The 13,877-nt window shown below is 46.6% G+C and carries 10 protein-coding genes; 8 read left to right on the top strand and 2 right to left on the bottom strand.

Features of this window, described 5'->3' with window-relative positions; all coding sequences use genetic code 11:
* The first annotated feature begins 192 nt into the window (after positions 1–192).
* The 6 genes from nrdA (at position 193) to yfaE (ending at position 6,160) form a co-directional block, all read left to right on the top strand.
* Positions 193–2,469: a class 1a ribonucleoside-diphosphate reductase subunit alpha gene (nrdA, locus tag ACFI32_RS09590; RefSeq protein WP_462626361.1), complete on the top strand. Its 2,277-nt coding sequence runs from the start codon at positions 193–195 to the stop codon at positions 2,467–2,469.
* A 102-nt stretch (positions 2,470–2,571) separates the two neighbouring features.
* A complete protein-coding gene (locus ACFI32_RS09585; protein WP_462626359.1) occupies positions 2,572–3,474 on the top strand; it encodes a nucleotidyltransferase domain-containing protein in 903 nt (300 codons plus the stop codon).
* Positions 3,471–4,127, top strand: a complete 657-nt coding sequence (locus tag ACFI32_RS09580; protein ID WP_462626357.1) for a Cap15 family cyclic dinucleotide receptor domain-containing protein — start codon at positions 3,471–3,473, stop codon at positions 4,125–4,127. The genes ACFI32_RS09585 and ACFI32_RS09580 overlap by 4 nt, the downstream gene beginning before the upstream one ends.
* A 98-nt stretch (positions 4,128–4,225) precedes the next feature.
* Positions 4,226–4,597, top strand: coding sequence for a hypothetical protein (locus ACFI32_RS09575; protein WP_462626355.1), 372 nt, complete (start codon positions 4,226–4,228; stop codon positions 4,595–4,597).
* A gap of 91 nt (positions 4,598–4,688) precedes the next feature.
* The gene (gene nrdB / locus ACFI32_RS09570) at positions 4,689–5,822 is read left to right on the top strand and encodes a class Ia ribonucleoside-diphosphate reductase subunit beta (protein ID WP_462626353.1); all 1,134 of its coding nucleotides are present in this window, start codon (positions 4,689–4,691) and stop codon (positions 5,820–5,822) included.
* A 71-nt stretch (positions 5,823–5,893) separates the two neighbouring features.
* Positions 5,894–6,160: a class I ribonucleotide reductase maintenance protein YfaE gene (gene yfaE, locus ACFI32_RS09565; protein ID WP_462626351.1), complete on the top strand. Its 267-nt coding sequence runs from the start codon at positions 5,894–5,896 to the stop codon at positions 6,158–6,160.
* Positions 6,161–6,357: 197 nt separating this feature from the next.
* On the opposite strand, the gene ACFI32_RS09560 is transcribed toward yfaE, so the two are convergent.
* Entirely contained in the window at positions 6,358–7,686 is a 1,329-nt protein-coding gene (locus tag ACFI32_RS09560) for a S1C family serine protease (protein WP_462626349.1), read from the bottom strand.
* A gap of 320 nt (positions 7,687–8,006) precedes the next feature.
* Between ACFI32_RS09560 and ACFI32_RS09555 the strand changes: the two genes are divergently transcribed.
* Together ACFI32_RS09555 and ACFI32_RS09550 are read left to right on the top strand one after the other, a co-directional pair.
* The gene (locus ACFI32_RS09555; protein ID WP_462626347.1) at positions 8,007–8,822 is read left to right on the top strand and encodes a Nif3-like dinuclear metal center hexameric protein; all 816 of its coding nucleotides are present in this window, start codon (positions 8,007–8,009) and stop codon (positions 8,820–8,822) included.
* 594 nt (positions 8,823–9,416) lie between these two features.
* A complete protein-coding gene (locus ACFI32_RS09550; protein WP_462626345.1) occupies positions 9,417–10,607 on the top strand; it encodes a transglycosylase SLT domain-containing protein in 1,191 nt (396 codons plus the stop codon).
* 113 nt (positions 10,608–10,720) lie between these two features.
* Here ACFI32_RS09550 and ACFI32_RS09545 read toward each other — a convergent pair whose 3' ends face one another.
* Positions 10,721–13,765: a lytic transglycosylase gene (locus ACFI32_RS09545; protein ID WP_462626343.1), complete on the bottom strand. Its 3,045-nt coding sequence runs from the start codon at positions 13,763–13,765 to the stop codon at positions 10,721–10,723.
* Between the last annotated feature and the right edge of the window lie 112 nt (positions 13,766–13,877).

Below are 13,877 nucleotides of genomic sequence, written 5' to 3'. Positions count from 1 at the left end.
TATATTGTGCCTACTTACAACGACACACGCTATATATAGTGTTTACTGCTTTTTTCACATAGCAGTAGCGCAGGGTAGTTTTTTGCTTTAAAAAAGTAGCCACCTACCCCAATCTGTCTATAGCGATATAAAAAAAGGACTGCCAGAGCCATCTGCGCAGCCTCCAAATCAGCAATTTAGTATGAGGGCAACATGACGCATATCGACAAGATCCAAGTGACCAAACGTGACGGCCGTTTAGAACCAATCAAACTAGAAAAGATCCATAAGGTCATCGCATGGGCTGCGCACGATTTAGAAAATGTGTCGGTATCACAAGTTGAGCTAAAGTCGCACATCCAGTTTTATGAAGGCATCAAGACTCGTGACATTCACGAGACTATTATCAAGTCGGCCGCTGATCTAATCTCTGAAACCACGCCTGATTATCAGTATCTCGCTGCGCGCTTGGCGATCTTCCATCTGCGTAAGATTGCTTACAACAAATTCACCCCGCCGCACCTGTATGATCATGTCAAAAAACTCACTGACGCTGGCAAGTACGACGAGCATATCCTTGCTGACTACAGCCAAGCAGAATTTGATGAGCTCAATGACTATATCGACCACTGGCGTGATATGAACCTTGCCTATGCCGCTGTTGAGCAAATGGCAGGTAAATACCTTGTGCAAGATCGCGTGAGCAAGACCGTTTATGAGAGCCCGCAGTTCTTGTATATGCTCGTTGGTATGTGCTTGTTTAGCCAATACGACAAGTCAGATCGTCTTGATTTCGTCAAACGCTTCTATGATGCAACCTCAGAATTCAAAATCTCCCTACCGACGCCGATTATGTCTGGTGTGCGTACGCCATCGCGTCAGTTTAGCTCGTGCGTCTTGATCGAGTGCGGTGACAGCCTAGACTCTATCAACGCGACCACTAGCGCCATCGTACGCTACGTGTCACAGCGCGCTGGTATCGGCATCAATGCAGGCCGCATACGCGCCCTTGGTAGCCCAATCCGTGGCGGCGAAGCGCAGCATACGGGCTGTATCCCTTTCTACAAACTGTTCCAAACGGCGGTAAAATGCTGCTCACAAGGCGGCGTCCGTGGCGGTGCGGCGACCCTATTTTACCCACTATGGCATTTAGAAGTGGAGTCATTACTGGTACTCAAAAACAACCGCGGCGTCGAAGACAACCGTGTCCGTCATATGGATTATGGCGTCCAGTTGAATAAAACCATGTATACGCGCCTGATCAAAGGGCAAGACATCTCGCTATTCTCACCAGGCGATACCCCAGGCCTCTATGATGCGTTCTTTGAAGATCAAGACAAGTTCGAAGCGCTATACACCCAGTACGAAAACGATCCAAACGTGCGCAGTCGCAAAATCCCAGCCGCTGATTTGTTCAGCCTGATGATGCAAGAGCGCGCGAGCACCGGTCGTATCTACATCCAAAACGTCGATCATTGCAACACCCATAGCCCATTTGATGCAGCGGTTGCACCGATTCGCCAGTCAAACCTCTGTATGGAAATCGCCCTACCAACCAAGCCACTCGATAATATCAATGACGAAACAGGCGAAATCGCTCTGTGTACGCTATCCGCGGTCAACTTGGGTAAAGTTGACAACGTCAGCGACATCGAAGAGCCAGCCGAGCTCATCGTCCGTGCGCTGGATGCCCTACTCGACTACCAAGACTATCCCGTCAAAGCCGCCGAAAACGGCAGCATGCGTCGCCGTACGCTCGGTGTGGGCGTGATTAACTATGCGTATTACTTGGCTAAAAATGGCGCACGCTATTCTGACGACAGCGCGCTTGGTCTGACCCATCAGACGTTTGAAGCATTGCAGTACTATCTATTGAAAGCGTCAAACAAATTGGCAAAAGAGCAAGGTGCATGCCCTGCGTTCAACGAGACCACGTACTCACAAGGCATCTTGCCAATTGATACGTACAAAAGTAACTTGGATGATATCTGCCAAGAGCCGCTACATCTCGATTGGGAAACGCTACGCGGTGAGATCACCGAACACGGTCTACGCAACTCTACCCTAACCGCCTTGATGCCGTCTGAGACCTCAAGTCAGATCGCCAACGCGACCAATGGTATCGAGCCACCACGCGGTCTGGTCTCTATCAAAGCGTCAAAAGATGGCATCTTAAAGCAAGTCGTGCCTGAGATTGATAAGTTAAAAGATCAGTACGAGCTACTGTGGCAAATGCCAAACAATGACGGTTACCTAAAGCTGGTCGCTATCATGCAAAAATTCGTCGATCAAAGCATCTCTGCCAATACCAACTACGATCCTGTTCGTTATGCAGGTGGTCGTGTACCGATGAAGATATTGCTAAAAGACTTGCTAAACGCTTATAAAATGGGTGTGAAGACGTTGTACTACCATAACACGCGTGATGGTGCGAACGATGCCCAAGCGGATATGGAAGATGATTGTGCTGGCGGGGCTTGTAAGATTTGAGAACCGTTAAAAAATTGCACTGCAATTTTAGGTTCGCAAGAGAAATTCTTTAAATAGAACTACTCTTACGAACTTTTATTAAATTCTCATCAGAGGCATATTATGAGTAGATTTTCAGAGCAAACTTTAAGAAGTTGGGAACGACCAGCTAGCGAAAATGAAGAACAGCGTATTTCGAACGCAATACGAATGATCAAAGAAGCAATTGACTCTTCAGAACTATTAAGATCTAGACGAAATAATATTGAAGTCTTTATTCAAGGTTCTTATGCAAACAATACTAATGTGAGAGCCAATAGTGATGTAGATGTTTGTGTAATGTTAAAAAAACCTTTCTATAGCAACTACCCTATTGGTTACGATAGAGAGAATTATGGGTTCACAAAAGGTAATTACAGCTTTACGGATTTTAGACGAGAGCTACTTATTGCCCTAAGAGGTAAGTTTTCAGATGTTAAAGCTGGTAATAAATCTTTAAAGATCTCAAGTAACTCTTATAGAGTTGAAGCTGATGCTATACCTTCTTTTCAGTATAGAAACTATAGACATAGGAATAGTTTTGATCCTGATGTTTTTTTAGGAGGTATAAGATTTAATTCAACTAATGATGTAGAAGTAATTAACTATCCCAAACAACACATTGAGAATGGAAAGCAAAAGAACAGGGTCACGCAAAGAAGGTACAAAAGGCTGGTTAGAGTTGTTAAACGTATCAGACATCAAATGATCAAAGAAAACCAGCCAGTAGATAATGTTATTAGCTCCTTCTTGATTGAATGTTTGATATGGAACTTACCAAACGAAATTATCGTTATTGACTGCCCTACTGAGCGCTTAAGACGAACTATAATATACCTTCATAATGCAACGCTCAATGAGAGCTGCAGAAACTGGAAAGAAGTATCAAATATACTACCTTTATTTGATAACACAAGAAAATGGAATATATCAAAAGCCAATCTATTCTTAAAACAAATGTGGCAATTTTTAGAGTTTAGACAATGAAACATTTAAACACTAAGCTTTATATTTGGGCTCTAATAATTATTTCATTGTCGATATACACGATATATATATTTTTGACATCTTATTTTGTAGATATCGAGTATAAATCTATTATAGATTATCTAAAACCAATACCAACAGTTGTAACATTAGATGTATTTATAGCTGGTCTGTTTGTTAAATGGTTCTGGAAATGGAAATTGCTTTATCCTTGGTTTGTTCCATTCCCTAACTTAAACGGAACTTGGAAAGGGCTTTTGAAATCAAATTGGCAATGTCCAAATACAGGAAAAAAGCCAGATGCAATACCTACAATACTAACTATTAATCAAACCTTCATAAACATCAGCTGTGTAATGAGAACTGGTGAAATGTGTAGCGAAAGTTTTTCGAGCGAAATTATTCTAAATTTAGAAGCAGGAAGTACGAAGGTTGTGTACTCATATAAAAGTGATCCTAAAGCAGATATTAAACATAGAAGCCCTCCACATTTTGGTACTGCCATACTCTCAATTATAAATCATCAACCTATATTAGATGGTGAGTACTGGTCTAGTAGAGAGACGACGGGAACAATCTATCTTGAGTTTTGGAAGAAGGAAAAGATAGATATCTATTTAGACGATTTTGGAAAACATCCTATGTCCACTTAGAGTAAATAAACTCATTTGAAAAGATAGATACAAGCGGTAGGCGGGATTGGCTACTGTTATAATTAAAACCTAGACAGAACTAAAACGACGGAGGTCATGTGCAATATACCGCAATCATCAAAGACGGTGGTTTGTTTATCCCAAACGTATTTTCAGACCTAAACGATGGTGGCTCGCATATCGTACAAGTCGAGGTTGATATTGCAGCGGTGCGTCAGCAGTTAGAGGGGGACGAAGCACCAAAGACAACCGTCACCAAAAAGGCGGTGGCGAAAGCAGCTAAGAGGCCAGCACCAAAACCCGCTAAAAAAGACCCAAAAAAACCAGCGGAAGACGCTGATGTGAGCACTCTACGCAAAAGCGCACTGGATGAATTAGAAGCGCTCGATGATAGTGAGCTGAGCGAGATATTCAAAGCCTATATGAACGATGGTAAAGAGTCGTCACAGATATCACTAGACAACCTCTAACCCAAAAATCTATCGTCCAAATTTTATAATATAATCACATCCAGTCAAATCCCTATAAATTAATAACCATATCAATGATAAAGGCCGTCCCATGACTTACTCGATTTTTTCGCAAACGCCAAACAATGCGCTAACAGAGCCGATGTTCTTTGGTCAGCCAGTCAATGTGGCGCGCTACGACCAACAAAAGCACCCAATCTTTGAGCAATTGATTGAAAAGCAGCTGTCGTTCTTTTGGCGTCCAGAAGAAGTCGATGTGTCACGCGACCGTATCGACTTTAGCAATCTGTCCTCGCACGAGCAGCATATCTTTTTGAGCAACCTCAAGTACCAGACCCTACTCGACTCGATCCAAGGTCGTAGTCCGAACGTGGTGCTGCTGCCGCTGGTGTCTATCCCTGAGCTCGAGACGTGGATCGAGACATGGTCGTTTAGCGAGACCATTCACTCACGCAGCTATACCCATATCATTCGTAATATCGTCAACGATCCAAATATTATCTTTGACGACATTATGCAAAACGAGCACATCTTAGGTCGTGCCTCTGATATCGCCCAGTACTATGATGAGCTGTACCGCAACTCACAGCTATATAGCTTGTACGGTGCGGGTACGCACAACATCAATGGCGAGCAAGTGACTGTTGATTTACGATCACTGAAAAAGCAAATGTACTTGTGCATCATGGCGGTCAACGTCCTAGAAGCGATTCGTTTCTATGTGTCGTTTGCCTGCTCGTTTGCGTTTGCTGAGCGCAAGTTGATGGAAGGTAATGCCAAAATTATCAAACTCATCGCTCGTGACGAAGCGCTGCATTTGACCGGTACGCAGCATATGCTGAATCTTATGCGTAATGGTCGTGACGATCCTGAGATGGTCGAGATTGCTGGCGAGTGTTTCGAGGAAAGTATCGAAATCTTCCGCAAGGCGGCTGAGCAAGAAAAAGACTGGGCGGGCTACTTGTTTAAAGATGGCTCGATGATCGGTCTGAACAAAGACATTCTATGCCAATACATCGAATACATCACCAACTTGCGTATGGAAGCTGTGGGCTTGCCAGCCGCGTTCCCGCACTCTAAGTCAAACCCAATCCCGTGGATCAATACGTGGTTGTCGTCTGATAATGTGCAGGTCGCCCCGCAAGAGACCGAGATTAGCTCGTACTTGGTCGGTCAGATTGACTCTGATTTGTCAGACAGCGATTTTGACGATTTTGAGCTATAACTCGGGCATGGCGTATTTAATCCATACCATTTGATATCGTACCTTTTAACATAAGTACCGTAGGAGACATGATGACTTGGGTGATTACCAGTAAACAGCGCTTTTATTTGCACGACGACGAGACTCTGCTTGATGGACTGCTGCGTACTGGACATGATGTCAATTATCAATGCCGCGAGGGTTATTGTGGCAGTTGCCGCGTGCAGCGTGTGTCAAGCTCGCACGAGGTGGAGTATACGCGCATACCATTGGCGATGATTGATGATGACGAAATACTACCTTGCTGTTGCCGTGTTAAAGGCTTTATTCATATCAATCATGAGATGATGTTCGACTGACAATGGTGATTTGAAAGCGATCGTTTTCAAATAGGCCATAAAAAGCGCGCTCTGATGATAGAGCGCGCTTTTTATTTATATAGTGCATCCGATAACGCAACCATACTGTTTAATCGAGTGTATTCATGATGATAAATCATTATTATTTAGCGTTGACTGTGTGTAATAGCCCCCATTCAGCACTGATTGCCATTGGATTATTGTGGCTGCGGTGCGCCATTACGTTCAAACAGTTGTAGCAATTCTTCGCGTAAGCGTAAACGCTCTTCGTCAGACATCATTGGCACATCTTGCGCTTCGCCCTGATAGTTAGGGTCTTCTTCAAAACGCTCACCTTCAATCAAGGTCGGTACCACCACTTCTTCCTGCGCTGGGCGCTCTGTGAGTAGGATTTTAACCTGCGCATTTTTGCCATTGCGTAGGATCTGTGCATCAAGCTCAGTATTTGGCGATTTACGCGCAACGTATTGCACTAACGTATTGGCATCAGTCATTTCGACACCATCGATGCTCAAGATGACATCGCCCATTTTTAAACCACTTTTTGCGGCTGGCCCTTCTGGGATAACGTTCATCACCTCCACGCCTGTTGACGTTTCAAGACGAGTGGGATCGCGCAGCTGTGATTGAATCTCAATGCCCAGCCAGCCGCGACTGACGCGCCCATCTTTGATAAGGGCTGTCATCACCTGCTCAACCAGCGCCGTTGGAATGGCAAAGCCGATACCCATTGAGCCGCCAGATTTTGAGAAAATCACGGTGTTGATACCCACCAGCTCACCACGCGCATCGACCAGCGCACCGCCTGAGTTGCCTGGATTGATCGCCGCATCGGTCTGGATAAAGTCTTCAAACTTATTGACGCCAAGCCCTGTACGACCTGTGGCCGAGATAATGCCTTGTGTCACCGTCTGACCCACCCCAAACGGGTTACCAATTGCCAAGGCCAAATCGCCCACGCGGATAGGATCTTCACGGAAACCCAGTGGCGTCAGCCCCGTCATATCAACCTTAATCACTGCTAAGTCACTATCAGGATCGGTACCGATGACTTTGGCACGGCTTTTACGGCCATCGCTTAGCGCCACGGTAATTTCATCGGCCTTTTCGACCACGTGAGCATTGGTGACGATATAGCCATCCTCTGACACGATAACACCTGAGCCCAAGTTGGTTGCACCTTGATTCTGATCTTGTGGTACGCCATTATGAAACTCAAAAAAACGGCGCAATACGGGGTCATCCATATAAGGATGCTCAGACATGGTCTGGGTGGTATAGATATTGACCACCGATTGCGATGCGCGCGCCACGGCATCATGATATGACGCGATGGCAGGCGGCGTATCCGATACGGGTGCAGTCACTTGCTCGGGCGGCGTCCTCGGCGGCTCCCATGTGGCCTCTGACTCGGTCTTCATACTCACAAACACCCAAACCGATACGGCAATCACTGCAACCAGTAACAGCCAAGGTAACCACTGCAAAAATGGAGCCTTTTTATTGGTATTTGGGAATAACGACATACAAAAACCTCGATACAAATGATGGAAAACGCTCTAATACATGGTAAGACAGCGCACTCAAGTAGACGCTACGCCTTATTATAGCGGCCCTAGCGCCGAAATAACCAAGCATCGTGTACCATTTCAGTTATTGAAGTTATCGGGCTTTTTGCTAGATTATGTTACGATAGACACAATGATGATTGACATCATCTTTTGATATTTTGCACCATTACTTAACGTTCCGAAGCGTTCCTATCCATGCACATTCACAACCATGCACATTCACAACAAAGTGCCTTTCGATGAGATTGCCGAATTTGAATAATAAAGAGAATCATATGCACACTGATAATAGCGATACCAGCTTAACGGCTCAGCACCTGACCCAATTTTGCGATGAGTATTTATCCAGCGCGGCCTTTAAAGACTACTGCCCAAATGGGCTACAAGTCGATGGTGGTCGCCCCATCACCCATATCGTTACGGGGGTGACCGCTTGTGAGGCACTGATCGATGCGGCGATCGATGCTAAGGCGGATGCCATTATGGTTCATCATGGATATTTTTGGAAAGGTGAGCCTGAGCCACTGGTCGGTATGAAAGGTCGACGCGTGCGCAAACTGATGCAGCATGGTATTTCGCTCATCGCTTATCACTTGCCACTTGATGCCCATCCAGAGATTGGCAACAATGCCGCGCTTGCTGAGATGTTGGGGTTGACCATCACAGGTGGTCTCTATCCGCATGAGGCGCACCCAGTCGGCAATGTCGCGACCTGCGCGCCGCAAAATGCGCAGGACTTTGCTCATACCATTGAGCAAGCATTGGGACGCACGCCGCTACATATCGCAGCATCTAACATAGACGATGACGCCAAAACCGAGAACCAGCCCCAAAGACTCATCACTCGTGTGGGTCTGTGTACAGGCGGCGCGCAAGACATGATCGATCAGGCTGCCGCTATGGGCTGTGACGCTTATCTCTCTGGTGAGATTTCTGAGCGCACCACGCACAGCGCCCGTGAGCTTGGTATTGATTACTTTGCTTGCGGCCATCATGCCACTGAGCGCGGCGGTATTCAAAAACTGGGAGAAAAGGTTGCTGAACATTTTGGTATCTCAGTCACCTTTGTCGATATTGCCAATCCTGCTTAGCAAATACCAGCCCCCCTTAATCACTGAACAGCCCCCAACCCTCGATCTACCTCTGTCATTACCACTCAATTGTTAAGTTTTATTACCCTATTATTAAAATAACTTGAATAATAGGGTGTTTATCCCTATATAGTATGGTAACAAAATGTTTTGTCATGAAACTTTTTATCCACTATAGCCTCCAGTTATGGCGCGAAGTTTGGCTTATTACAGAGACTTCAAATAAGCCAGTATAGCTTCTATACGCTAAGCGTGGTATGTCATTCACGCCAAGCAACATACGGATAACCGTTTGTTGTGACGATGTTTGCAATGCCTGCCAGATACGCAAATGATGATTTGGTCTGTGACCATGTACTTGTGATAAAGGTGCTTTATTGATTATGGCGCGATTATTGCAGGTTATCGTAACAGAAGCTTTTGTATCATCAAATTCTCATAACTTTTTCATGACCCTATCTGCGTTAGATAGCCGCTATTTTTGTACGATTGGCTGTTTTTGCGCACCTTGACGCAACACGGATCAGGCCGATAATAACGCCATGATATCGGTTGTCATGGCTGTAGGCAGGATGGCGATCATTAGGAGACAGCATGCAGCGTATTACTTATCGTGTACCATTGTTAGCACGAGGGGCCAAACGCCGTATTTCTTATTTATTCCGAAGCAAAAAACGTCCAGCTATGGACTACCCGTCTGCTACTTCTACATCACGCTTTGGCAAGACCAAAGCTTTGATACAAGTATCCAGTATTGCCTTGCTCTCATTACCTGCTGAGAGCCTGACAACAATGAACACTTTGGTACCTACTTATGATCAGGTCATGCTACGTCAAAATTTGACTGTGGCCGCTGTGCCGGGCGACAGCACTTATTTTGCTACCGACGGTTTTCAGCATGGTTTTGGCTTTGATTTGGCTCGCCAATATGCGGACGAGCTCGGAGTAGATATCACGCTAAAGGCTTATGCCAATACCGCAGATGCACTGCGCGCGGTTGAGCTGGGGGCAGCAGATATGGCGCTGACTACTGCCAGCACGCGACTTAAAAGCCGTATGGATATGGCGTCGGTCAATCTCAGCTGCGGCTATGACAGCAGCCTAACCAGCAATGGCCTGCACCCTAAAGTGAGTTGGAGCTTTCAGCAAGCAGATGACGCACTGGCAAAAAAAGCCAGTTATTTTTTGTGTGACAATATTCGGCTCGACAACACGCAAAAAATGGCCGCATTTTACAATCAAAACCTTATTAAAGATGCCTATAGCCAGAAGCATTTTAAAGAAACGCTTACCAAGGAATTGCCAAATTATCAGGCATCGTTTGAAGAACAAGCACAAACGTATAACCATGATTGGGAGCTGCTGGTGGCTATGGGTTATCAGGAATCGCACCTTGATGCCAATGCTGTATCGCCCACTGGAGTGCGCGGCCTGATGATGCTAACCAACAATACCGCCAAGGCAATGGGTATCTCTAACCGTATCGACCCCAATCAAAGCATCAGTGGCGGTGCGCGCTATTTGGAACAGATGAAAACCGAGTTTGCTGACGTGCCAAAGACCGATCGGCTTTGGTTTGCACTCGCCGCTTACAATATGGGCCCCAATGCGGTTAAGCGTATCCAGCGCAAACTGGCCGCTGCTAATATTGATGAAAACAGCTGGGCGAACGTTTATGCCTACCTATCAGAACATCAAGCCAGCAATAGCCGCTATACCCAGTGTATGCACTACGTCAGCAATATCCGAAGCTATTTGGAAACCATGAAAACGCAAATGGTCTAAGCCGACTTAGCCATACTGACGCCATAAAAAAGCTGCGCTTAGCTAAGCGCAGCTTTTTTTGTGTCACATCCGAAAATGTCTGTATTGAAGGCGGTTCAGCGTATCTGACGCCATTAACGATTCGGTACGGTCAAACGCTGTCCACGCTGGAGCATGGTATCGGCAGCGATATTGTTCATATCGGCAAGCGCTTTGGTAGACACCCCATACTTGCGAGCCAGACCAATCAAGCTGTCACCTGAGGCGACTGTATAACTGACAGTCGCTTTAGGCACCTTAATGGTTTGACCACGCTGAAGCTGTGCATTGGTCGCTATATTATTGGTCGCGGCCAAGTCTTCAACTGAGACGCCAAGACGACGTGCCAGCATAATGAGGCCATCACCTGATTGAACTTTGTAGCTTTCGGTGTTGCTGAGCACTTTACCATTACTGCTGGCGCTACTGGCACTGCTACTATTACTGCTCGATGTACTCGTACTGCTGGTACTCGCGCTGCTCCCTGCTGCCGGAATCGTGATACTGCGACCCAAAATCAAATTAGAGTTTGTATTCAGTTCGTTTGCAGCAGCCAAGTCACTGAGCGGAATATTGTAGCGTCTGGCCACGCCTGTTAGCGTATCGCCTGATTGTATCTTGTAGCTGACCGATTGATTATTAAGCTGACGATCTACTTGACTCTTACTCGCAGGCACATTAATACTCTGGCCACGTTGCAGGCGAGCATTGGCATCAAAGCGGCTATTGACTGCAGCCACTTCGGCAGCACTCATACCAAGACGATTGGCAATGCCGATCAAGGTATCGCCAGATTTGACCGTATACTTACTGGTCGCCACTGAGCTGCTTGATGTACTGCTACGTGTCGGAGTGCTTCTGCTCGGCGCACTGAGGTCAGCATCTGCAGGCACTTTGAGCGTTTGACCAACATATAAATTATCAGTTGTACTGATACCGTTTAAGCGTGCCAAGGTATCCGTACTGACGTTAAACTGGCGCGCCAAAGCGATCAAACCATCACCAGATTGAACTTTATAGTTTTTCGTTTTGGTGTCGCTACTATTGCTGCTACTAGATGCTGAACTTGACGCTGCAGGGGTGCTAGCAGGTGCTTTTACCTTGCCCGGAACTAACCACAGTTTTTGGCCACGGAGCAAATCGGCACGGCTGCTCAAATTGTTATAGGTTGCCAGCTGGGTCACTGACAGACCAAAGCGGTTGGCTGTACCAATGAGCGTGTCTCCTGATTGCACAATATAACTTTCAGGTTGGCTTGGCGTATTGCTTGAACTGTTCGCGCTACTGGCAGTGCTCAGTGGCGCGATGGGTTTGGCGTTATAGAGATACAAGGTGCTGCCTGCAAATAAGCTGGCACTAGGGTCGATCTGGTTCCACTGTGCAATATCACGCCAGCTCACACCTGCTCGGCTTGCGATGTTCGATAAGGTATCACCACGTTTTACTGTATAGGTGCTGCGATCACCTTGTGGTTTGGTGCGAGTGTTGGCACTACTGGCAAAGCTGAGCTTTTTCTCTTTACCACTGGCTTCTAATATTGACTGCTGCGTTTGGATGGCAGACAACTTAATATTACCATCAATGGCACTGACCACGTTTTCTTCAGGAGTTTGAGTCTGAATTTGTTTGGCAATGAAGTCACGCTCTGCTCTACTGAGCGGTGGCTCTTGAATAATGGTGTTGTTTTGAGTGATCTGGGCAGAGGTGGTCGGCAAACTATTGCTCTCTTTTAGCTCTGCGTTGATACGGCTGGTCTCGCGACTGGTGATCGGCGGTTCACTTGGCACAGGTGCGCTACTACTGTAGACAGAGCTGTTGCTGGGCGTGGTGTTGGGACTGATATAACTGGTGGTTTGCTGCGGAACGCTAGCACTAGCAGCGTATTCCGCTAAGCCTTGACCTGTCGTCGGTAACGATGAGCTGGGATACGGCTTGCTATTATAACTTGGACTACTGCTACTGGGGGCTGAGGGGCTAGTTTGGTTGCTGGGCACCGCGCCAGCAGTCACTACGTTGCTGGTGCCGTTACCGCGCAGTAAGCTCAGCTTGGCATCTGCGTTAACGCTGACATCATTAGGAATAATAATACGCTGCGGCCCCGAAGAATCTACTCGTCCTGAGGTTAATGCGGTATTTAGACGCTCCAATTCGTCATAAGACACGCCTGTAAGCTGTGATACCTCAGACAAGCTAACACCATAGTTGACGGGCACACTACGAAAATGCTGACGGTTGGCAATCGCTGGCAGGTACACCCCATACTGTTCAGGTTTGGCCACGATCTCAGCGACCGCTAGGAAACGAGGGACATAGTTCATCGTTTCAGTCGGCAGTTTCAATGACCAGAAATCGGTTGGCAAACCGCGCGCAGCATTGGCGTCTATGGCTCTTTGCACACGGCCTGGACCTGCGTTATAAGCGGCTAGCGCAAGCTCCCAACTACCAAATTGATTATGCAACGCCGTTAAGAAGTCATAAGCGGCGCGCGTTGATTCGATGACATCACGGCGACCATCATAGGTGCTGCTCTGGTTCAAACCATAGATACGGCCTGTACTTGGGATAAATTGCCATAGACCTGCCGCCGCCGCACTACTGGTACCGCTTGGATCATAGGAACTCTCGATCACTGGCAACAACGCAAGCTCTGTCGGGATATTACGACGTTCAGCCTCTCTCACTGTATGGTAAATATAGCGACTGGCACGCGCCGTCAAACGGTTTAGATAATCTTGCCTGCTGGTAAACCAACTCTTTTGCCCCTCAATACGCTGATTATAGATGGGCTGACCACCGTTCATACGGTAACCTGCACGCAAACGGTTCCACAAGTCACCATACTGCTGAATGGCCAGCTTATTATCTTCAACCATGGCCATATCGTTCGCTTCGAGCAAGTCAGCAAGCTCATCTAAGCTTTCAGCATCCAAATATGCAGTCGAATAGTCGTCGCCGCTGGTCTGACGCGCTGGCGTCGTCGGCTTGCTGGTCGGTCGTTTGGTGATGACAGGCGTACGGTTGGTCATGCTGGTGTTTTTGACTGCCGAAGTATTACTACAGGCACTCAGTAGCAGCGTTGATACTGCTAACGTTAATGGCAAAGCAATAAAATAGCGAGAAGTTGATAGCACAGTAGACATGGTAATGGCAATTTCCTAACGGCAGGTATGTATGGAGATAAAATGGAGTGGCAGTATAATAGGCCGATGCAGATAAAAACTATCCTTATCTATATCTGTCGGATGAGGGATC

Source organism: Psychrobacter sp. PSi21, assembly GCF_054960615.1.
Note: the sequence above shows the minus strand (reverse complement) of the source record. Positions and strands in the feature narration are given on the sequence as shown.

Bases quoted from the DNA above. Each gene is read 5' to 3' on its own strand.
- nrdA (WP_462626361.1), top strand. From the start codon at position 193: ATGACGCATATCGACAAGATCCAAGTGACCAAACGTGACGGCCGTTTA.
- ACFI32_RS09585 (WP_462626359.1), top strand. From the start codon at position 2,572: ATGAGTAGATTTTCAGAGCAAACTTTAAGAAGTTGGGAACGACCAGCT.
- ACFI32_RS09580 (WP_462626357.1), top strand. From the start codon at position 3,471: ATGAAACATTTAAACACTAAGCTTTATATTTGGGCTCTAATAATTATT.
- nrdB (WP_462626353.1), top strand. From the start codon at position 4,689: ATGACTTACTCGATTTTTTCGCAAACGCCAAACAATGCGCTAACAGAG.
- yfaE (WP_462626351.1), top strand. From the start codon at position 5,894: ATGACTTGGGTGATTACCAGTAAACAGCGCTTTTATTTGCACGACGAC.
- ACFI32_RS09560 (WP_462626349.1), bottom strand. From the start codon at position 7,686: ATGTCGTTATTCCCAAATACCAATAAAAAGGCTCCATTTTTGCAGTGG.
- ACFI32_RS09555 (WP_462626347.1), top strand. From the start codon at position 8,007: ATGCACACTGATAATAGCGATACCAGCTTAACGGCTCAGCACCTGACC.
- ACFI32_RS09550 (WP_462626345.1), top strand. From the start codon at position 9,417: ATGCAGCGTATTACTTATCGTGTACCATTGTTAGCACGAGGGGCCAAA.
- ACFI32_RS09545 (WP_462626343.1), bottom strand. From the start codon at position 13,765: ATGTCTACTGTGCTATCAACTTCTCGCTATTTTATTGCTTTGCCATTA.